General features: G+C 76.9%; 20 protein-coding genes. 10 read left to right on the forward strand and 10 right to left on the reverse strand.

Translation table 11 applies throughout. The features are described 5' to 3' along the window. Positions 1 to 2 precede the first annotated feature (2 nt). Positions 3 to 866, reverse strand: coding sequence for a hypothetical protein (locus ACI8AD_RS21905; protein WP_456872644.1), 864 nt, complete (start codon positions 864 to 866; stop codon positions 3 to 5). Between the two features lie 166 nt (positions 867 to 1,032). On the opposite strand from ACI8AD_RS21905, the gene ACI8AD_RS21910 reads away from it, so the two are divergent. From ACI8AD_RS21910 to ACI8AD_RS21925, 4 genes are all read left to right on the forward strand, one after another. After that, the gene (locus tag ACI8AD_RS21910) at positions 1,033 to 2,169 is read left to right on the forward strand and encodes a carboxylate-amine ligase (RefSeq protein WP_456872645.1); all 1,137 of its coding nucleotides are present in this window, start codon (positions 1,033 to 1,035) and stop codon (positions 2,167 to 2,169) included. Between the two features lie 43 nt (positions 2,170 to 2,212). After that, positions 2,213 to 3,088, forward strand: coding sequence for a lysophospholipid acyltransferase family protein (locus ACI8AD_RS21915; protein WP_456872646.1), 876 nt, complete (start codon positions 2,213 to 2,215; stop codon positions 3,086 to 3,088). A gap of 64 nt (positions 3,089 to 3,152) precedes the next feature. Beyond that, positions 3,153 to 3,518, forward strand: coding sequence for a sigma factor-like helix-turn-helix DNA-binding protein (locus ACI8AD_RS21920; RefSeq protein ID WP_456872647.1), 366 nt, complete (start codon positions 3,153 to 3,155; stop codon positions 3,516 to 3,518). Beyond that, on the forward strand, positions 3,515 to 4,579 hold the full coding sequence (locus ACI8AD_RS21925; RefSeq protein ID WP_456872648.1) for a hypothetical protein: 1,065 nt from the start codon (positions 3,515 to 3,517) through the stop codon (positions 4,577 to 4,579). Before ACI8AD_RS21920 ends, ACI8AD_RS21925 begins: the two co-directional genes overlap by 4 nt. 4 nt (positions 4,580 to 4,583) lie before the next feature. Here ACI8AD_RS21925 and ACI8AD_RS21930 read toward each other — a convergent pair whose 3' ends face one another. Next, positions 4,584 to 5,111 (reverse strand): GNAT family N-acetyltransferase, encoded by a 528-nt coding sequence (locus ACI8AD_RS21930; RefSeq protein ID WP_456872649.1) that lies wholly within the window; start codon positions 5,109 to 5,111, stop codon positions 4,584 to 4,586. Between the two features lie 110 nt (positions 5,112 to 5,221). On the opposite strand from ACI8AD_RS21930, the gene ACI8AD_RS21935 reads away from it, so the two are divergent. The 4 genes from ACI8AD_RS21935 to ACI8AD_RS21950 all read left to right on the forward strand — a co-directional run bounded on the left by ACI8AD_RS21935 (position 5,222) and on the right by ACI8AD_RS21950 (position 9,937). After that, positions 5,222 to 6,742, forward strand: a complete 1,521-nt coding sequence (locus tag ACI8AD_RS21935) for an amidohydrolase (protein WP_456872650.1) — start codon at positions 5,222 to 5,224, stop codon at positions 6,740 to 6,742. Between the two features lie 182 nt (positions 6,743 to 6,924). Beyond that, the gene (gene lnt / locus ACI8AD_RS21940; protein ID WP_456872651.1) at positions 6,925 to 8,589 is read left to right on the forward strand and encodes an apolipoprotein N-acyltransferase; all 1,665 of its coding nucleotides are present in this window, start codon (positions 6,925 to 6,927) and stop codon (positions 8,587 to 8,589) included. Beyond that, positions 8,586 to 9,380 (forward strand): polyprenol monophosphomannose synthase, encoded by a 795-nt coding sequence (locus tag ACI8AD_RS21945; protein ID WP_456872652.1) that lies wholly within the window; start codon positions 8,586 to 8,588, stop codon positions 9,378 to 9,380. The genes lnt and ACI8AD_RS21945 overlap by 4 nt, the downstream gene beginning before the upstream one ends. A gap of 44 nt (positions 9,381 to 9,424) precedes the next feature. Next, positions 9,425 to 9,937, forward strand: a complete 513-nt coding sequence (locus tag ACI8AD_RS21950; protein ID WP_456872653.1) for an FxsA family protein — start codon at positions 9,425 to 9,427, stop codon at positions 9,935 to 9,937. A 104-nt stretch (positions 9,938 to 10,041) separates the two neighbouring features. Here ACI8AD_RS21950 and ACI8AD_RS21955 read toward each other — a convergent pair whose 3' ends face one another. The 5 genes from ACI8AD_RS21955 to ACI8AD_RS21975 all read right to left on the reverse strand — a co-directional run bounded on the left by ACI8AD_RS21955 (position 10,042) and on the right by ACI8AD_RS21975 (position 14,380). Next, the gene (locus ACI8AD_RS21955; RefSeq protein ID WP_073419820.1) at positions 10,042 to 10,386 is read right to left on the reverse strand and encodes an RNA polymerase-binding protein RbpA; all 345 of its coding nucleotides are present in this window, start codon (positions 10,384 to 10,386) and stop codon (positions 10,042 to 10,044) included. 200 nt (positions 10,387 to 10,586) lie between these two features. Further along, positions 10,587 to 11,306 (reverse strand): thymidine kinase, encoded by a 720-nt coding sequence (locus ACI8AD_RS21960; protein WP_456872654.1) that lies wholly within the window; start codon positions 11,304 to 11,306, stop codon positions 10,587 to 10,589. Continuing rightward, the gene (locus ACI8AD_RS21965) at positions 11,303 to 12,646 is read right to left on the reverse strand and encodes an MFS transporter (RefSeq protein ID WP_456872655.1); all 1,344 of its coding nucleotides are present in this window, start codon (positions 12,644 to 12,646) and stop codon (positions 11,303 to 11,305) included. Before ACI8AD_RS21965 ends, ACI8AD_RS21960 begins: the two co-directional genes overlap by 4 nt. A gap of 73 nt (positions 12,647 to 12,719) precedes the next feature. Then, complete coding sequence (locus tag ACI8AD_RS21970; protein ID WP_456872656.1) at positions 12,720 to 13,607, reverse strand: lysophospholipid acyltransferase family protein; 888 nt, start codon at positions 13,605 to 13,607, stop codon at positions 12,720 to 12,722. Next, on the reverse strand, positions 13,604 to 14,380 hold the full coding sequence (locus tag ACI8AD_RS21975; protein ID WP_456872657.1) for a glycerophosphodiester phosphodiesterase: 777 nt from the start codon (positions 14,378 to 14,380) through the stop codon (positions 13,604 to 13,606). Before ACI8AD_RS21975 ends, ACI8AD_RS21970 begins: the two co-directional genes overlap by 4 nt. A 106-nt stretch (positions 14,381 to 14,486) precedes the next feature. On the opposite strand from ACI8AD_RS21975, the gene ACI8AD_RS21980 reads away from it, so the two are divergent. Then, the gene (locus ACI8AD_RS21980; RefSeq protein WP_456872658.1) at positions 14,487 to 15,005 is read left to right on the forward strand and encodes a hypothetical protein; all 519 of its coding nucleotides are present in this window, start codon (positions 14,487 to 14,489) and stop codon (positions 15,003 to 15,005) included. Between the two features lie 50 nt (positions 15,006 to 15,055). On the opposite strand, the gene ACI8AD_RS21985 is transcribed toward ACI8AD_RS21980, so the two are convergent. The 3 genes from ACI8AD_RS21985 to ACI8AD_RS21995 form a co-directional block, all read right to left on the reverse strand. Beyond that, positions 15,056 to 15,298 carry a hypothetical protein gene (locus ACI8AD_RS21985; RefSeq protein WP_089403824.1) on the reverse strand — a complete coding sequence of 81 codons (243 nt, stop codon included), beginning with the start codon at positions 15,296 to 15,298 and terminating at the stop codon, positions 15,056 to 15,058. 589 nt (positions 15,299 to 15,887) lie between these two features. Next, entirely contained in the window at positions 15,888 to 16,757 is an 870-nt protein-coding gene (locus tag ACI8AD_RS21990) for an alpha/beta fold hydrolase (RefSeq protein WP_456872659.1), read from the reverse strand. A gap of 696 nt (positions 16,758 to 17,453) precedes the next feature. After that, the gene (locus ACI8AD_RS21995; RefSeq protein ID WP_456872660.1) at positions 17,454 to 18,056 is read right to left on the reverse strand and encodes an antibiotic biosynthesis monooxygenase; all 603 of its coding nucleotides are present in this window, start codon (positions 18,054 to 18,056) and stop codon (positions 17,454 to 17,456) included. A 201-nt stretch (positions 18,057 to 18,257) separates the two neighbouring features. Between ACI8AD_RS21995 and ACI8AD_RS22000 the strand changes: the two genes are divergently transcribed. Beyond that, positions 18,258 to 18,914: M50 family metallopeptidase (locus tag ACI8AD_RS22000; protein WP_456872661.1), on the forward strand; the 657-nt coding region annotated here is incomplete at its 3' end.

The raw sequence follows: 18,914 nt of genomic DNA on the forward strand, positions 1-18,914 counted from the left end.
GGTCAGTCCGCGGCCGTCGCCGGGGCAGCGGACGCCCGGTTGGCGCGTGCGGCCCGTTCGGCCCGGACCGCTCCCCGGGGGGCCACCGGCTCGGTGCCGGCGGCCAGGGCCAGCCGGCGGTAGGAGTCGTAGGACAGCGTCTCGTAGACCGCGGCCAGCGCCTCGGCCTGCTGCCGCCGCCGGCCGGTGGTCGACCCGCGCAGGTACAGCGCGGTGCGCACGGCGTGCTTGGCGAAGGTGACCTGCAGCGCCTGGCTGGACAGCCGCCCGCCCACCTCGGAGGCGAAGCCCGGGCCACGGCGCAGCGCCGGCAGCACCCACACGCTCTCCGCCAGCGCGGGGAACCGGTTGCGGACCGTCTCCCACGCGTGCCAGGCGGTCAGCGCGCCGGGCACCGCCCACTCGCCGTCGTCGGTGTGCACCACCAGCCGCCGTGCGGTCGGGTGCACCTGGTCGCGGCGCAGGTCGCGGAAGGTGCCCACCGGCGCCGGCCAGTGCAGCGCGATCGCGCACCACACGACGGTGCGCAGGTGCTCGGGCTGCTCGCTGCGGACCTCGGTCAACGGCCGCAGGTCGAGGCTGCGGGGGTCGGGCTCGGGGGTCGGCGGCGTCGGCAGCGGGACACCGCCGTAGCGGGCGACCTTGCTGTACAGGGTGACGGTGGCCGGCTTCCAGCCGCGGGCCGCGGCGACGTCGTCCATCCCGCCGCTCGCCAGCTCCTCGGGGCCCAGGCCCAGCTCCAGCGCGGCGTCGACGAGCCGCCGCCACTGCACGGCGTAGCCCTCGGGGGGTTCCAGCCGCGCCCACTCGCGGGCCGCGGGCACCGACGGCATCTCCGGGAGGGGTCCCTGCCACGTCCGGCTCACCTCCCCACCATACCCGTTATCCCCAACAATGACGACAATTCTCGTGCAAGCCAAGAGCGACGATGACGCCCAAGGCACCCCTCAAACGAGCGGATCGGTCGGACTCGATCCGGGGGCGGGGAGGCGTCCGGCTGCGGTGCCGTGGTCGCGCGGGAACGATGTCCGGGTGCGCACGGTGGGGGTCGAGGAGGAGCTGCTCGTCGTCGGCCCGGCCGGGACGCCGGTGCCGCTCGGGCCCGAGGCGCTCGAGGTGGCCTCCCGCCGCGGGGAGGGGGAGACCCCGGAGGAGCACGAGCGCGGCAGCGACGCCGGCACGGAGGGCTCGGCGGGGCACCTGGTCCCCGAGCTCAAGCGGCAGCAGCTGGAGCTGGGCACCGCCGTGTGCACCGGGCTGGCGCAGGTCGACCGGGAGCTGCGCTCCTGGCGGGGCCGGGCCGACGCGGCCGCCCGCGCGGTCGGGGCGCGGGTGGCCGCGCTGGCGAGCTCGCCGGTCGCCGTCGCCCCGGAGCCGACGCCGGGGCGGCGCTACGGCCGGATGGAGGAGACCTTCGGCCTGCTCGCGCGCGACCAGCTGACCTGCGGCTGCCACGTGCACGTGTCGGTGGCCGACGACGAGGAGGGCGTGGCCGTGCTGGACCGGATCCGGGTGTGGCTGCCGGTGCTCACCGCGCTGACCGCCAACTCCCCGTTCTGGCTCGGCGCGGACAGCGGCTATGCCAGCTACCGCTCGCAGGAGTGGAGCCGCTGGCCCTCGGCGGGGGCCGCCGAGCCCTTCGGGGACGCCGCCGGCTACCACCGGCTGGTCGAGGACCTGGTGGCGACCGGGACGATCGTCGACGCCGGCCAGGTGTACTTCGACGCCCGGCTGTCGCGCAGCTGGCCCACGGTGGAGGTGCGGGTGGCCGACGTCGCGTTGCGGGTGGCCGACGCGGTCACCCTGGCCGGGCTGGTGCGCGCGCTGGTCGACACCGCGGTGGAGGAGTGGCGGGCCGGGGGAGCGGTGCCGGCGGTGCGCGCGGAGGTGCTGCGGGTGGCCGCGTGGCGGGCGGGCCGGTCGGGGACGAGCGGGGACCTGGTGCACCCGCGCACCGGGCGGCCGGCGCCGGCCGCCGACGTGGTCGGGGCGCTGCTGGCGCACCTCGCGCCCGCCCTGGAGGCGACCGGGGACCGGCAGCGGGTGGCCGACGGCGTCGCGGCGGTGCTGGCCCGCGGCACCGGGGCGGACCTGCAGCGGCGGGTGCACCGCGAGAGCGGGGACCTGGCGGCCGTGGTGCGGGCCGCCGCCGACCTGACCCTGGCCTGAGCGACCCCAGGACGTCCCCAGGCGGTGCGGTTAGGGTCCGGCCATGTACACCGCGAGCTGGCGCGACGTCGTCCGGCGGGGCACCTTCGGCCCGCGCCCCGACCGCCGGGACGCGCCCTACCGGCTGGTCATCCGGGTGACGCTGGTGGTCTTCCGGCTGCTGCGGCTGCGCTTCGACGTCCGCGGCTCCGAGCACGTGCCGGCGTCGGGTGGGGCGGTGCTGTGCAGCAACCACGTCAGCTACCTGGACTTCACCTTCCTCGGCCTCGCCGCGCTGCCGCGGCACCGGCTGGTGCGGTTCATGGCCAAGGCCTCGGTGTTCGGGCACTGGTTCGCCGGGCCGTTCATGCGGGCGATGCAGCACATCCCGGTCGACCGCACCGCCGGGGCGGCCGCCTTCGACGCCGCGGTGCGGGCGCTGAAGGACGGCCAGGTCGTCGGGGTCTTCCCGGAGGCGACGATCAGTCAGAGCTTCACCGTCAAGGACCTCAAGGCGGGGGCGGCCCGGATGGCCATCCAGGCCGGGGTGCCGATCCTGCCGGCCGCGGTGTGGGGCGGGCACCGGGTGGCCACCAAGAAGCGCCCGGTCGACCTGACCCGCGGCCGCGCGGTCACCGTGCTGGTCGGCGAGCCGATCGTGCCCGAGCCGGGAGAGACCACGGCGGCGCTGCTGGCCCGCACCCGGGTGGCCATGGAGGCGCTGCTGGACGAGGCGCAGCGGACCTATCCGCAGCAGCCGGCCGGCCCCGAGGACCGGTGGTGGCTGCCGGCGCACCTGGGCGGCACGGCGCCCACCCTGGCCGAGGCCGCGGCGCGCGACGTCGAGGACGCCGCCGGCCGGCGGGTGCGCACCCGCCGGCGGGCGCGGCTGCGCGCGCGGCTGACCGGCCGGCGCCGGCCACCGGCGGCGGCCGCCTGAGCCGCACGGATCCGGGCCGTCCGCCGGGTCTCCTCGACAGGAGCACCGCTCGGGAAGGGGGCGCGTGCAGCGGGCCGACGTCCCGATCGCCTGCGTGCGCCGGCTGCTCGTCAACTGCCACCTCAGCCGGCGGCGCCGGCTGTGGCACGGCGAGCAGGTGATCGGGACGCTGCCCGAGGTCCCCGTCGGGGACTGGCAGGACGCCCACGCGCTGGGCGACGAGCTGGGGCGGGCGCTGGACCTGCTCTCCCCCCGGGTCCGTGCCGTGCTGGTCCTGCGGTTCCCCGAGGACCTCACCGAGACCGGGACCGCCCGGGTGCTGCGCTGCTCGACCAGCACCGTCCGCTCCTACACCGCCCGGGGCCTGGCGGCCGTGCGTGCGGCGCTGCGCCCCCGGACCGCCCGCCTGCCCGATGGGAGCCCGTCGTGACCGACCTGGCCCTCGACGACCACGACGTCCGGGACGCCCTGGCGCGCCTGGCCGCGGAGGCCGCCGCGCCGCGGGGCGTGGACACCGCCGACGCCGTGATCGCGCTGTCCCGCCGGCAGCGGCGGGCGCGGGCGACGTGGGCCGGGGTCGCGGTGCTGCTCGCCGTGCTGGCCGGGGTGGTGCCGGCGGTCCTCCCCGACGCCGGCCCCGTCCCCGGCCAGGCCGCCGAGGGCCCTCCCGTGCAGGCGGCCCCCGTGCTCCCCGACCTCCCGACCCGCGGTTCCCTCGCCGGCGACGCCGCGTTCGTCGCCGGGGTGGCGGCGCTCGAGTGGTCCGCGCCGCTGGGCGCCGACGGCGCCGCGCTCAACCCGCCGGCCGGGAGCCGGCAGGTGCTGTTCGCCGGCGACCTGCCCGGCGGGCGCCGCTGGGCGCTCGTCGTGGGGGCCGACCAGGGACAGGGCGTCGCCGCCTGGTTCGGCGGCCCGGCCGGCGCCACGCCCGCCGAGCTCACGGTGCTCGCCCCGCCCGAGCGGTTCACCGAGGACGCGGTCGTGTCGCTGCTCGACACCACCGGCCCGGTCCCGGTGCTGGCCGTCGTCGGTGAGCCCGGCGACCGCGCGCGGTACTCGCCGGGGACCGTCCGCCTGCCCGACCGCTCGATCGGCCACGTGTGGACCGACCTGACCGGCTCCGAGGGCGCCCTGGTGGCCGCGGTGGCGGCACCGCCGGTCGCCGGCGCGGAGACGGTCGAGATCGTCCGGGGCGGGTCGTTCCCCACCGTGCTGCGCGGGATCACGCTCACCTACGAGTCCTCGCGGTACGCCGCCTGGGAGCTGGGCGAGGCCGTCTTCACCGACCCCGCCGTCCGCGAGGCCCTCGCCGCGTGCCTCGCCCCGCAGGGGATCACCGTCGAGGTGTACGGCGACGGCGGCGTCAGCGTCACCCCCGCGGATGGGATCGCCTCTCCCGGCGAGCTGAGCGACGCGGAGGTCGGCGCCCGGCAGGCCGCCTCCGACGCCGCGGTGGCGGCCTGTGTCGCACAGGTCGGGGCCGGGGACTGACGGGTCAGTCGACCACCGGCGGGGCCATGAGCCGGAAGGCCTCCAGCTCGACGTCGTACCAGCGGCGCAGGCGGCCCAGCGGCTGCATGCCCAGTCGCCGGCAGACGGCGACCGAGGCGGTGTTGCCGGGCCGGACGACCGCGTAGACCTCGGGCAGGCCGGCGCCGAAGGCCCGCTCCACCACCGCCCGCGCGGCCTCGGTGGCGTAGCCGCGGCCCCAGCAGTCCGGGTGCAGGTGCCAGCCCACCTCCACCTCCCCGACGCCGTCGGGCAGCGGCTTGAGCAGCAGGGTGCCGGCGACGACGGGCGGCTCGCCGCGGACCTCGATCGCCCAGCACCCGAAGCGCGGGTCGGCGCGGGTCACCTCGGCCCACCGGCCGACCAGCTCCACCGGCCCCACCGAGGGGGTGCCGCCGAGCCAGCGGGTGACCTCGGGGCGGGCGTAGAGGTCGGTGAGCCGGGCCAGGTCGTCGCGGCCGGTGGTCCACGCGCGCAGCCGCAACCGGGTGGTCAGCAGCTCCCCGTCGGGCACCGGTCCTGCCTACCGCCGCTGTCCGCCCCCGGCCACCCGGAGCGGGAGCCACCCGGAGCGGGAGCCACCCGGGGCGGGGGCGGTCCCGGGGCGCCGTCATGCTCACCGCCATGACCACCCCGCCGGACCTGCTGGTCCGCGACGTCACCGTCGGCGACCGTCCCGGCCGGGCGGTGCACGTCGTCGGCGGGCGGATCGCCTGGCTCGGCGCGGCCGGCGACGCCCCGGCCGCCGGGCGGGTGCTGCCCGGCGACGGTGCGCTGCTGACCCCGGCGTTCGTCGACGCCCACGTGCACGCCACCGCCACCGGGCTGGCGCTGACCGGTCTCGACCTCCACTCGAGGTCTAGCCTCGCCGACGCGCTGGCCGCCGTCGCGGCGGCCGCGGTCGGCGCCCCGCCCGGGGTGCTGCTGGGCACCGGCTGGGACGAGACCGGCTGGCCGGAGGGCCGCGGCCTGACCCGCGCCGACCTCGACGCCGTCGTCGGGGACCGCCCGGCGTACCTGGCGCGGGTCGACGTGCACTCGGCCACGGTGTCCACCGCGCTGCTGGACCGGGTGCCCGGCATCGACGCGCTGCCCGGGTTCTCCGCCGACGGGCAGCTGCGGCTGGACGCCCACCACGCCGCCCGGCAGGCCGCCTACGGCGCGGTGAGCGGCCCGCAGCGCGCCGCCGCGCAGGCCGCCACGCTGGCCGAGGCCGCCCGGCTGGGCATCGGCACCGTGCACGAGATGGCCGGCCCGGAGGTGTCCAGCGCCGCGGACCTGCGCGCGCTGCTGGCCCTGGCCGCCGACCGCCCCGGACCGCGGGTGGTCGGCTACTGGGGGGAGCTCGCCGAGCGGGGCGGGCTGGACCTGGTCGCCGAGCTCGGCCTGGCCGGCGCCGGCGGCGACCTGTTCTGCGACGGCGCCCTGGGGTCGCACACCGCGGCGCTGGGCAGCCCCTACCACGACCGCCCCGACACCGCCGGAGCGCTGCGCTTCGACACCGCCTCGCTGGTCGACCACGTCCGCGCGTGCACGGTGGCCGGCGTGCAGGCGGGCTTCCACTGCATCGGCGACGCCGCCGTCGACCAGGTGCTCGACGCCGTCGGCGCGGTGGTCGCCGAGCTCGGCCCCGCCGCGGTGCGCGCCTGCCGGCACCGCCTCGAGCACGTGGAGATGGCCGGGCCGGAGGCGGTGGAGCGGATGCGGGCCTGGGGGATGGTGGCCAGCGTGCAGCCGGCCTTCGACGCCGCCTGGGGCGGGGACGCGGGCATGTACGCCGAGCGGCTGGGGGTGGCGCGGGCGCTGGCGACCAACCCGTTCGCCGACCTCGCCGACGCCGGCGTCGCGCTCGCGCTGGGCAGCGACGCCCCGGTGACCCCGCTGGACCCGTGGGGCGGGGTGCACGCCGCGGTCGACCACCGCACCCCCGGCGCGGGCCTGCGCCCCTTCGACGCCTTCGACGCGGCCACCCACGGCGGCTGGCACGCCGTGCGCGCCGAGACCCCGACCGGGCCGCTGGCGGTCGGCGCACCGGCGGACCTGGCGCTGTGGGCCACCGATGCCGCGCTGGCCGCGGTGCTGGGCTCGCGGGCCCGGCCGCGCTGCGCGCAGCTGGTCGTGGCCGGTGAGGTCCTGTCGCTGTAGCGGGGAGACGCCCCGGGTGCGGTCACCGCACGCACGGGGGACCGCCGCCGGTCGTGCGCCCGGTCCGGCACCGCGGGATGGGATGCTGGTCGGTGGACCACGCCGTGGTCCGCGCCCGCGGCCGTGCCCGGGTGCGAGCGCCAGCCGCGGGTCCGCGGCACGACGTCGCGGGGAGGACAGCGGTGCCACCAGCAGCCGCGGCGGGCACGCTCGACGCCGCCTCCGGCGCACCCGAGCGCCCCCGGCGGGCGACCCCGGGCTGGCCGTCGTGGCGGGGGCTGGCCGGACGCACCGTGCTGGCCGCCGCCGGCGGGCTCGCGGCGCTGCTGGCCTTCCCCGGGTACGCGGTGCTGCCGCTGGCGGTGCTGGGCCCGGCGGCGCTCGCGCTGGCCGTGCACGGGCAGCGCGCCCGGGTCGGCGCCTGGCTGGGCCTGGTGTGCGGGCTGGCGTTCTTCGTGCCCCTGCTGTCGTGGACCGGCGTCTACGTCGGCGCCTTCCCCTGGCTGGCGCTGGCCGTCTCCCAGGCGCTGTTCCTCGCCGCCCTGGGCGCGGCGACGGCGGCGGTGTCCCGGCTGCGCTGGTGGCCGCTGTGGACCGCGGCGCTGTGGGTGGCCGACGAGGCGCTGCGCGGCCGCGTCCCGCTCGGCGGGTTCCCCTGGGGCCGGCTGGGCACCAGCCAGACCGACGGGCCGCTGCTCGCCCTGGCCGCCTACGGCGGGGTGCCGCTGGTCTCCTTCGCGGTCGCGCTGACCGGCACGCTGCTGGCCGCCGCGGTGCTGGCCCTGGCCCGGGTCCGCAGCGCCGCCCCCGAGGGCCGCCGGCCGGCCCGGCGGGCGGCGGCCGCGGCGCTGGCGGGTGCGGCGGTGGTCCCCCTGCTCGGCGCCGCCGCGTGGCTGCCGCTGCCCGGCCCCTCGCTCACCGACGGCGGCCCGACCCGCACCGTCGCGGTGATCCAGGGCGACGTGCCCGAGGCCGGGCTGGAGTTCAACGCCCGCCGCCGGGCGGTGCTGGACAACCACGTGCAGCGCACCCTGGAGCTCGCCGAGGCCGTCGCCGCCGGCGAGCGGGCGCAGCCGGACCTGGTCGTCTGGCCGGAGAACAGCTCCGACATCGACCCCTACACCAACGCCGACGCCGCGGCGCAGATCAGCCGCGCCGCCGCGGCGATCGGCGCGCCGCTGCTGGTCGGCGCGGTCGTGGAGGGCCCCGGCGAGCACCTGTCCAACACCGGGATCGTATGGGACCCGCGGACCGGGCCGGGGCAGACCTACGTCAAGCGCCACCCGGTGCCGCTGGCCGAGTACGTGCCCGCCCGCGACTTCTTCCGCTTCTTCAGCGACAAGGTCGACCTCGTCCGCCGCGACTTCACCTCCGGCACCGAGGTCGGGGTGCTGGACATGGGCGGCGCGCGGGTCGGCGACGTCATCTGCTTCGAGGTGGTCTACGACTCCCTCGTCGCCGACACCGTGGAGGCCGGCGCCGGCATGCTGGTGGTCCAGACCAACAACGCCACCTTCGGCTACACCGACGAGAGCGAGCAGCAACTGGCCGCCAGCCGGCTGCGGGCCGTGGAGTTCGGCCGCACCGTCGTCGTCGCCGCCACCAGCGGCATCTCCGCGGTCGTGGCCCCCGACGGCTCCCTGGTCCGCCGCTCGGAGCTGTTCACCCCCGCGGTGTTCGTCGAGGAGGTCGCCCAGCGCGACTCCACCACCCTCGCCCAGCGCCTCGGCGCCGCCCCGGAGTGGGCGCTGACCGCGCTCGGCGCCGGCGCGGTGCTCGCCGTCGCCGTCCCCGCGCTGAGCACCCGCCGGAGCACCCGCCGGAGCACCCGCCGGAGCGGCCGGTGAGCGCCGGGCCGCGGGTCCTCGTCGTCGTCCCCACCTACGACGAGGTGGAGAACCTCGAGGCGGTCCTGGACCGGCTGCACGCCGCCGTCCCCACCGCGCACGCCCTGGTGGTCGACGACGGCTCACCCGACGGCACCGGCGAGCTCGCCGAGAAGCTGGCCGCCGAGGACGCCCGCGTGCACGTGCTGCGGCGCACGGAGAAGTCCGGGCTGGGCCCGGCCTACGTCGCCGGGTTCCGGTGGGGCCGCGGGCAGGGCTACGACGTGCTGGTCGAGATGGACGCCGACGGCTCCCACCACCCCGAGCAGCTGCCCCTGCTGCTGGCCGCGCTCGCCGACGCCGACCTGGTGCTGGGCTCCCGCTGGGTGCCCGGCGGGCGGGTGGAGGACTGGCCGCGGCGGCGGCTGCTGCTGTCGCGGGTGGGCAACCTCTACACCCGCTGGGCGCTGCGGCTGCCGCTGGCCGACGCCACCGGCGGGTTCCGCGCGGTGCGCGGGGAGCTGGTCGACCGGCTGCCCTTCGATGAGGTGGCCAGCCAGGGCTACTGCTTCCAGGTCGACTGGGCCTGGCGGGCGGTGCGCGCGGGCGCCCGGGTGACCGAGGTGCCGATCACCTTCAGCGAACGCGAGTTCGGGCGGAGCAAGATGACCGCCTCGATCGTTGAGGAGGCATTGGTACGGGTCACGTGGTGGGGCCTGCAGGACCGGCTGGCCGACCGGCTGCCGGGACGGGTCCGCCGCGCCGTACCGGGACGGGTCCGCGACGGCGGGCGGTCCAGCGAGGCCCGGTAGGCGGGCCCGGGCCGCCCGCGCAGCGGGCCGGGGAGAGACACACCGTGGGACGAGCCGCAGGACGCCGGGTCCGGCTGCTGGCGGGGCTGTGGGCCCTCGCCGAGATCGCCGTCTTCGTACTGGTCGCGAGCTGGATCGGGGTGGGCGCGACGGTGCTGGCCGCGCTGGCCACCACCGTGCTCGGCTGGGCGCTGCTCGCCCGCCAGATGAAGGACCTCGCTGCCCTCCACCGCTCGCAGGCTCGCGGCGGGACCCTGCAGCGAGGCCTGACGGCCTCCGACGCCGGGCTGGTCGCCGTCGGCGGGGTGCTGATGGTGCTGCCGGGGTTCCTCGGCGACCTGGTCGGGCTGCTGTGCCTGCTGCCGGTCACCCGCCCGCTGGTGCGCGCCGCCGTCGGCCGCGGGATCGCCGCCCGGCTGGGGCTGGTCCCCGCGGGGCCGGTGCGGGTGCGCAGCGCCCGCGTGCCCGGCGCGACCATCCCGCGCCCGTCGGGTGCCACCCGGGTGATCGAGGGCGAGGTCGCCGGCGACGTCGTGGACACCGGCCCCCGCGGCTGACCAGCGGCGCCGGGGACCCACCGGTCCCCGGACGCGGAACGGCCCCGGTGGGGTGTCCCACCGGGGCCGTCCGGGTCGTGCAGGGGTCGTGCAGGGGATCCGTCTCAGCTGGCGCGGGTCCGCCGGCCGCGCAGCACCTCGAGGCGCTCGGCCAGGACCTCCTCGAGGTCCTCCACGGAGCGGCGCTCCAGCAGCATGTCCCAGTGGGTCCGCGGCGGCTTGACCTTCTTGGGGGCCGGCTCGGCGCCGCCGACCAGCTTGGCCGCCGCCCCGTCGAACTTGCACTCCCAGGTGTCGGGCACCTCGGCGTCGTCGGCGAAGGGAACGGTGAACTGGTGGCCCGAGGGGCACTTGTACTCGACGTACTGGCGCTCGATCGGAGCGGTGTTCCGCTCGGTCTCGTAGCTGACGCTGCCCAGTCGGCTGCCCCGCAGGGAACGCTCGCCCATGGCACACCGTCCTCTCGTGCTGGTGGTGTCGGTCAGGTGTCCTCGTCGCAGCAGGCAGTACCCACCGCGCGGGGAGTCAAGGAGACCAACGACGGATTTCGCGGATAGATTCCGCTGAGTCGGTTCCCCATCATCGCATGGAGTGGTATTGGGGCGCGTACCGCCCCCCGGACGGGGGAGCCGTGCCGCCCGGAGAGGGGTCAGGGCAGCTCGAGCTGGCCGGGGCCGGCCGCGGTGGGTCCCAGCTGGCCGAGCACGTGGTGCCGGCGGCACAGCACCTGGTAGTGCACCTCCGGGCCGGGCGTGTGGTCGGTCTCGGGCACCGGGGTGGGGGCGGTGTCGGCGACGACGACCGTCGCGCCCTCGCGCACCATCTGCCCGTCGACGACGCGGGCGTTGAGCAGCCCCGGCGCGCCGCACCAGCACAGCACCTCCACCTGGATGCGCTGCACGTCGTCGGCGACCTCCAGCAGCCGCTGGGTGCCCGGGAACAGCCGGGCCCGGAAGTCGGTGGTCAGGCCGAAGGCGTACACGTCCACGTGCGAGGCGTCGACGAGCTCGGCGAGCTGGTCGACCTGCCCGGGGGTGAGGAACTGCGCCTCGTCGACGATGAGGTAGTCCACCCGGGTGCCCTCGGCCCAGCGGCCGCGCACCAGCAGGATCAAGTCGGTGGCGGCGTCGACCTCCACCGCGTCGTGCGCCAGGCCCACCCGGGAGCTGATCTGCGGCCGCGCCGAGCGGTCGCCCTGGGTCAGCAGCAGCCCCGAGCGGCCCTGCCGGCTCTGGTTGTGGTCGACCTGCAGCGCCAGGGTGGACTTGCCGCAGTCCATCGGCCCGTGGAAGAAGCGCAGGTGCGCCGGGGCGGGGGAGCGGCGGCGGTCTCCCGACGCCGGCACCGACGCCGGTGCCGGACCGCTCACAGCCGCTCGGGCGGGGTGTTGCCGGCGGCCACGACCGCCCGCCGCATCGGCAGCCGGGCCAGCAGCGCGAACCCGGCCACGAAGAACACCACCAGGCTGATGATCGCGTACCGGTAGGAGCCGGTGAGCTGGTAGGTCAGGCCGAACGCCAGCGGCCCCAGCCAGCTGGTCCCGCGGTCGCTGATCTCGTAGAAGCTGTAGTACTCCGCCTCCCGGCCGGCCGGGATGAGGTGGCTGAACAGCGACCGCGACAGCGCCTGGGTGCCGCCCTGCACCAGCCCGATGACGGCGGCCAGCGCGTAGAACTGCGCCACCGCGCCCTCCTGCAGCCAGTACGCCGCCACCAGCACCGCCGTCCAGGCCACCAGGCAGCCCAGCACGGTGCGCTGGGCGCCGTAGCGGGCCGCCACCCGGCCCAGCCCCAGCGCCCCGAACACGGCGACCACCTGCACCATGAGGATGGCGCCGGTGAGCACCGACTGCGACAGCCCCAGCTCCTCGCTGGCGTAGGTGGCGCTCAGCGAGATCACCGTCTGCACGCCGTCGTTGAACAGCAGGTAGGCGCCCAGGAACCACAGCGTCAGCGGGAACGCCCGCATCCCCCGCAGCGTCGCCCACAACTGACGGAACCCGCTCGGGGCCGCGCCGCCGTGCCCGGACACCGGCGGCCGGTCGCGCAGCAGGGAGACCGTCACCAGGGTGAACAACCCCCACCACAGGCCGGCCGTGGCCAGGCAGATGCGCACCGCCTCGCCCTCGGTCAGCCCCAGCGACCCCGCGCCCAGGAACAGGCCCAGGTGGACGGCGAGCAGCAGCGCCCCGCCGACGTAGCCGAACGCCCAGCCGCGGCTGGAGACGGCGTCGCGCTCGTCGGGGGAGGCCAGGTCGGGCAGCCAGGAGTAGTAGACGACGGTGGCCGCGCCGAAGGCGACGTTGGCGACGACGAACAGCGCCGCCCCCAGCAGGTAGCGCCCGTCGGCGACGAAGAACAGGCACGTCGCCGCGAGCGCACCCAGGCCGGCCAGCGCGCCGAGCAGCCGCCGCTTGTGCCCGCTGCGGTCGGCCACGGCACCGGTCAGCGGCAGCACGACGACCTGCAGGACCACCGAGAACGACAGCACGTAGGAGAACCAGCTGCCCGGCGGGATCGACAGCCCCAGGAAGGGCAGCCGCCCGTCGGCGCCGGCGGCGTCCTCGGCGACGCTGGTCAGGTACGGGCCCAGGAAGACGGTGGTGACGCTGGTGTTGAACACCGACATCGCCCAGTCGTAGGAGTACCAGCCGAAGCGCTCGCGGCGCAGCGCGGGATCGGCGGGCGCTGCGTCGACGTCGGGAGTCACCGGCGCAGGGTGCCAAACGGGGCCGGGCAACTCCAGCACCGGCCGGTCACGGGATGTCCCGTCCCGCGCCGGGTCACGGGACGTCCGTCGGCACGATCCCGCCGGGGAAGGCCGCGACCCCCGTCGTCGGCCGGGTGGGGTCGGGCGCCGTCGGTGGGCCCGCCGCGCGCAGCGGCACCAGCCCCCGGGTGATCGCCGCGGCGATCCGCACCCGCGCCCGGTGGGCGTCCCCGACCCGGCCCGGCTCCAGGTCCTCGAGGACCACCGGCGGGCCGACGTGCACCCGCAGCACCGGACGCCGCAGCAGCGAGCGCGCCAGGGTGCGCAGCTTGGTGACGTCGTCGGCGTAGGCGAGCACCTCCTGCGCCCCCCACTGGCTGACCGGGAGCACCGGCACCCGCACGCCCAGGGCCAGCCGCGCCGTGCCGGTGCGGCCGCGCTCGGGCCAGCCGTCGGGGGCGAGCCCGACCCGGCCCTCGGGATAGGCCACCACGTGCCCGCCGTGCGCCAGCGCGACCTCGGTCACCCGCACCGCGTGCCGGGCCAGCGAGGTGCCGCGGTCGACCCGGATGCCGCCGGCGCGCTCCAGCAGCGGCCCGGCCACCGGCGCGCTCAGGATCCCGCCGGTGGCCATGATCCGCGGCACGACGCCGAGCCGGTGCAGCGCCACGGCGATCACGAAGGGGTCGAAGTCGCCGACGTGGTTGGCGGCCAGCAGCAGCGGCCCGCGGCGCAGCTCCTCCGGGACGGTGCCGGTGACCTCGATCCGGCCGAACAGCTCGACCAGCCAGGAGCAGCGGCGCAGCAGGAACAGCCAGACCGGCCACGGCGGCGCGGCGGCGATCGCCAGCTGCCGGGCGAACCACTCGGGGTCGTCGCCGCCCAGTCCCGGCTCGAGGTGGTCCGGCAGCGGGGGCACCGGAGGCCGCCAGGTGCGCAGCCACCGCGCCCACCGGCTCACCGGGGCACCCACTGCCCGCGGGTCCGCAGGATCTCCTTCAGCATCGCCGGGCGGTCGGTCATGATCCCGTCGACGCCGAGGTCGAGCATCGCCGTCGTCTCCTCCGGGGTGTCGACGGTCCACACGTGCACCTGCAGGCCGCGGGCGTGCGCCGCGGCGACGAACCGCTCGTCGACCAGCGCCCGCCCGCCCAGCTGCAGCGGCACCTGCGCGCACCCGGCCTGCACGCGCACCAGCCCGGCCGCCCGCGGCGAGTACGACGACAGCCGCAGCGCCGCCACCCCGCGCGGGCCCAGCGACGTGCACACCGACGGCCCGAACACCCGCCGGGCGGCCGCCACCCGCGCGTCGGAGAACGAGCCCAGGCAGATCCGGTCGGTCATCCCCATCCGGCGCACCGTGCGCACCAGCGGCGCCAGCACCCCGGCGGCCTTGATGTCGAGGTTGAACCGCACGTCGGGCCAGGCCCCGAGCAGCTCCTCCAGCCGCAGCACCGGCTCGCGGCCCCCGATGCGGGCCTGCGCGACCTCGGCCCACGTCAGGTGCTCGATGCGGCCGGTGCGGTCGGTGACCCGGTCCAGCGTCGGGTCGTGGAAGACGACGAGCGCTCCGTCGGCGGTCACCCGGACGTCGGTCTCGAGGTAGCGGTAGCCCATCGCCACGCAGGCCTCGAAGGCCGGCATGGTGTTCTCCAGGTGCTCGATCGCGCCGCCCCGGTGCGCCATCGCCAGCGGCGTCGGCCCGTCGAGGTAGGCGAACCGGGCGGAGACCACGGGCGACACGCTAGCGGCGGCCCCCGACACGCCGCCGCGCCCCTTCCGGAGCCTCACCCGGGCGTGTCACCCGGGACTGTCGGTGGTGCCGTCTAGCGTCCGGTCCGTGGCAGAACAGCAGGTCCGCGGCGCGGCCGCGCGCACGGCCCGGAAGGCGGTCAGGACGAGGGAGGCCGGCACGGCACGGGCGACGAAGCGAGCGGTCGAGCACCCGGTGGAGGAGACGGCGGCGCGCCCGGTGACGACGCACCCGGCGCCGGCGCCCCGCACGGCGGGGCAGGGGAGCGGTACCGACCGCCGGTGCGGCTGGTGCAGCCGCGTGCTGCCCCAGGCCGGGTCGGTGGGCCGTCCCCGGCTCTACTGCGGGCAGGCGTGCCGTCAGCGGGCCTACGAGCAGCGGTCGGCGACGGCCAAGGCGGGCCTGTCCGACGACGTCGTGCTCGTCAAGCGCGCCGACCTCGACGGCCTGCAGGACCGGCTGTTCCAGCTCCGCTGCGCCCTCGAGGACGTGCAGACCCTGCTCGGCGAGCGCCACACCAAGGCCGAGCTCGAGCGGTCCCTGGCCGACCTGCTGCACTCCACCGGCCGCCTCGACCGGCTCTGGGTCACCGAGCGCGCCGGCTGACCCGACCGCCGACCCGTTCCCCGGCCGCCGCCGTCCGGATCAGTCCGGGGTCAGTCCGGGTCCTGCGTGTCGTCGTCCTGGTCCTCGGGGTTGCCCTGGTCCTCGTTGCTGTTGTCGGGCAGGTTGTCCTGGGAGTCCTCGGACGGGTCGTCGCCGCTGTCGTTGCTGCTGTTGTCGTCGGTCGTGCCGTCGTTCTGCCCGTCCCCGGCGGCCTGGCAGGCGGTCACCGTCGCGCCGCCCCCGAACAGCGCCAGCGCGGTCAGGAGGGCGGCGAGCGGACGTCGGAGTTCCATGCACCCGACCCTAAGCAGGCACCGGGCACACCGCCCGTCGAAGCCGCCGACACCACCGTCATTACGTCACGGTGACGCAATAACGGGTGGTCGAGGAGGTCGAGGGGAGTGGGCCGGCAACGGTGTGCACGCCCGGTCGTGACGTCGTCTCGGGTCCAGGACGTCGGCACTCCGGGTCGGGGCCCAGCCGCCGGATGGAGCCGGGTGCCTCGACGAGCCGGCGCGTGAGGCGACGGGCGCCGAACCGCCAGCCGGGGTCGCCGGGTGCTGGGGTCGTCGAGTGCTGGGGTCGTCGAGTGCTGGGGTCGTCGAGTGCTGGGGTCGCCGGATCCCGCGGGCGGGATCCGGGCACACGTCGCCGTCGCTCGTGGACGTCCACTGGTGTCGTCTGCGCGGATGCACGTCGACGCCATGCGACGGATCCGTCAGTGATACCGACCGGCCGGGCGACCGGCCTCGAACCCCTTCCCGAGCACCCGATCCGTCACGCCGATAATGCACATTATGTCAAGTAGCATCCGGGGACCTGCCCCCTGAGCACCCCTCCACCGCGCCGCGACGACGGCGTCATGCCGGACGAGTGGCGCGCTCACCCGGCATCGGCGCCGTGTCCTCCGAGCGCGTCCACGACCGCGACGATCGCCTCCGGCTGCTCGTCGGGCGCCATGTGACCGGCCCCGGGCAGCACCTGCAGTTCCACGTCGAGGTGGCGGCGGACGGCGTCCCGGAGACGCGGCACGGGCAGGAAGCAGTCGCGCTCACCGGAGAGCACCGCCCGCGGTGTCCCTCGCCAGCGCCGCAGCACCGACGCCGGCAGCGGACCGGGAGCCGCGGACGTCCGGGTGCTGCGGGCGACCAGCGTCATCCACTCGACCTCGTCGTCCGCCCGGTGGCGTCCGGGCCCGTGCAGCTGCCGCACCAGGCGGGCGCTGCGCGCGGTGGTCGGCCGCAGCAGCCAGGGCACGGTCGCGGCGAGCACGGACGCCCCGACCCGCAGCCGGACGACCCCGGCCGGGTCGACCAGGACCAGCCCGGCCACACCGTCCGGCTCGGCGGCCAGGGCGATCGCCGCCCCCAGGGAGTGCCCCACCAGGACCAGGCGGCCGGCGTGCAGGTGAGCCACCAGCTCCCCGACCCAGGCGCCGTAGCCGGCCAGGCGGTCACCGGACGGGCGCACGCCGGCCGAGAGCCCCGGCTGACCCGGCACGTCGGCGGCGACGACCCGGCGACCGGCGGCCAGCGCCGACAGCACCGGCAGGCTGGTGGCTGCGCTGACGTTCGTCCCGGGCAGGTACAGCACGGTCGTCTCGCCCTGACCGGCGACGACCAGGTCCGTGGCGCCCAGCCGGGTGTCCAGCTCCGACCGCTCGTGCGCCGTCGGCCACTCGGCCAGCCGGCCCTCGCACCACGCACGGACCGCCTCGCGGGATGCCGCGGTGCGGTACAGCGAGCGATCCACGGCGGCCTCCCCCGGCGACGGCCCGCGCGGAGGGCGGGCCCGGTCAGCCTGCCAGGACCGCACTCCCCCCAGGCTGTCCGGACGCGTGGCTGTGACCGCCGCGCCGCTCCTCCCCCACGAGGACGTCGCCCGGGGCTCCCCGTGGTCGGTGTTGTTCCTTGGTTTTCCGTGTAATGGTCAACTTTTGTTAGGGATAACGGACGATGGTGGTACTCCTGCCGGCGTGCCACTCGGCAGTCGCCGGTCCGCCGTGCTCGAGTCGTCCGCCATCGCTCGCGCAGGCCGGTCGCCCAGGGCGACCACCGCCGCGCGCCCGAGCTCGGAACCGCCGGCGCCCGCACAGAGGTACCGGATCAGCTCCGGCCCACCCGTCACCGGCGCCGCTCCGGCGCGTCGGGGATCCGCCACGGCGCCGCCACGACGGCCTCGCTCCCCTGGCGCAAGGGGCCTCGCCCGGTAGGTGTCGGTCTTCCCGTCGATAGATGTTCCGTGACAGTTGGGGATAACGGGATGAGTCCGTACGGTCCGTCCCACCGCACAACAGCTCCTGGACGTCGGCGGGCCGACTGCGAGCGTCGTCGCACCCGCGAGGCGGCCACCCCGGTGCGGCCCGGACGGTCGGCGGCGCGATCTCAGCGGGACCGCCGCCTCGGCGCTACGACCGCCCCGCTCCCCCACCGAGCGCCGGTGACGACCTCAGCCGCGCCGGGCGCGCCAGGGACGCCCGGTGAGCCACCACTGCAGGCGGCGCGTGATCCAGGGCAGCAGCAGGTAGGTCATCAGCGGCGTCAGGGTCAGCGTGACGACGGCGACCCGCAGCGCCACCGGCAGGTCGGCCAGCCACACGCCGAGGGTCACCGTGGCCAGCAGGTTGAGCGGGTAGAAGACCAGCCAGATGGTCGTCGCCTGCTTCCACCGCGGCGGAGCGGCTGCCTGCGGAGGGGGCACCACCTCGGTGCCGACCGGCACGTCGAACCAGCCCTCGATGCCCGTGCGCCGCTCGGTGCGGGTGACCTCGGCGAGCCCCTCGGCCGAGCGCAGCCACCACGCCCGCTCGGCGGAGGCCTCCCAGGCCTCCAGCGCCTCGTGGTGGGTGAACCGGCACAGCATGTGCCACTCGTCGGACCCGTTGCGGGGGCGGACCCATCCGCCGCCGAGGAAGCCGGGGAACGACTCGGCCATCGTCAGGCCGGCGCGGATCCAGGCCGTCATCTCCCGGGTGTGCGCCGGGTCGGCGCGGCGGGTGAAGGAGACGGTGACCGGCAGGCGTTCGGGAGCCAGGGCGGACGGCGAGGACACGCGACCAGGATCGACGCGCGGGCACGGGTGGTGCACGGTCCCCGGCTGTGACCTCCCCCGCTCTCGCTGTCGGTCTTCCCTGCCGAAAAAACGAGGAGTAGTTGGGGATAACGGACGACGATCGTCGAGTGGATGGGCGGGCGCACACGCCCGGCTGCCGCGTTCCTGGAGCTCACAGACCCGTGCGGTTGACTCCGTCCGGTGGACCTCCTCGAGCGCCTCTGGACCCGCGCCGCCGCGGTGGCCCCCCTCCCGCCGGCGGTGGTCGCCGGCGCCGCCGTCGTCGCGCTGGTCGTGGTGGCCAGCCCCGGTCTGTGGCGGCCCACCCGCACCGTGGTGACCATCGCCCACGAGGGCGCCCACGGGCTGGCGGCACTGGCCACCGGCCGCCGCCTGGCCGGCATCCGGCTGCACTCGGACACCTCGGGGCTCACCGTGTCCGCCGGCCGCCCCACCGGCCCGGGCATGGTGCTCACCTGCGCGGCCGGCTACGTCGGCCCCGCGCTGTTCGGCCTGGGCGCGGCGGCCCTGCTCGCCGCCGGGCACGCCGCCGGGGTCCTGTGGGCGGGACTGGCCCTGCTGGCGCTCCTGCTGCTGCAGATCCGCAACTTCTTCGGGCTGTGGGCGGTGCTGGCCACCGGCGCGGTCGTCGCCGGGGCCACCGCCTGGCTGCCCGCCGCGGGTCAGGCCGCCTTCGCCGCCGTCGTCACCTGGTTCCTGCTGCTGGCCGCGCCCCGGACGGTGCTGGAGCTGCAGGGCGCGCGCCGCCCGCGGCGCGCGCCCGCCTCCGACCCCCACCACCACTCCCCGCTCACCCCCCCGCCCCGCCTGCTGAGGGGCGGGGTGTTCATGATCTTC

The sequence above is a fragment of the Geodermatophilus sp. SYSU D00766 genome, assembly GCF_054049915.1.

Bases quoted from the DNA above. Each gene is read 5' to 3' on its own strand.
- ACI8AD_RS21955 (WP_073419820.1), bottom strand. From the start codon at position 10,386: ATGGGCGAGCGTTCCCTGCGGGGCAGCCGACTGGGCAGCGTCAGCTAC.
- ACI8AD_RS21915 (WP_456872646.1), top strand. From the start codon at position 2,213: ATGTACACCGCGAGCTGGCGCGACGTCGTCCGGCGGGGCACCTTCGGC.
- ACI8AD_RS21935 (WP_456872650.1), top strand. From the start codon at position 5,222: ATGACCACCCCGCCGGACCTGCTGGTCCGCGACGTCACCGTCGGCGAC.
- ACI8AD_RS21985 (WP_089403824.1), bottom strand. From the start codon at position 15,298: ATGGAACTCCGACGTCCGCTCGCCGCCCTCCTGACCGCGCTGGCGCTG.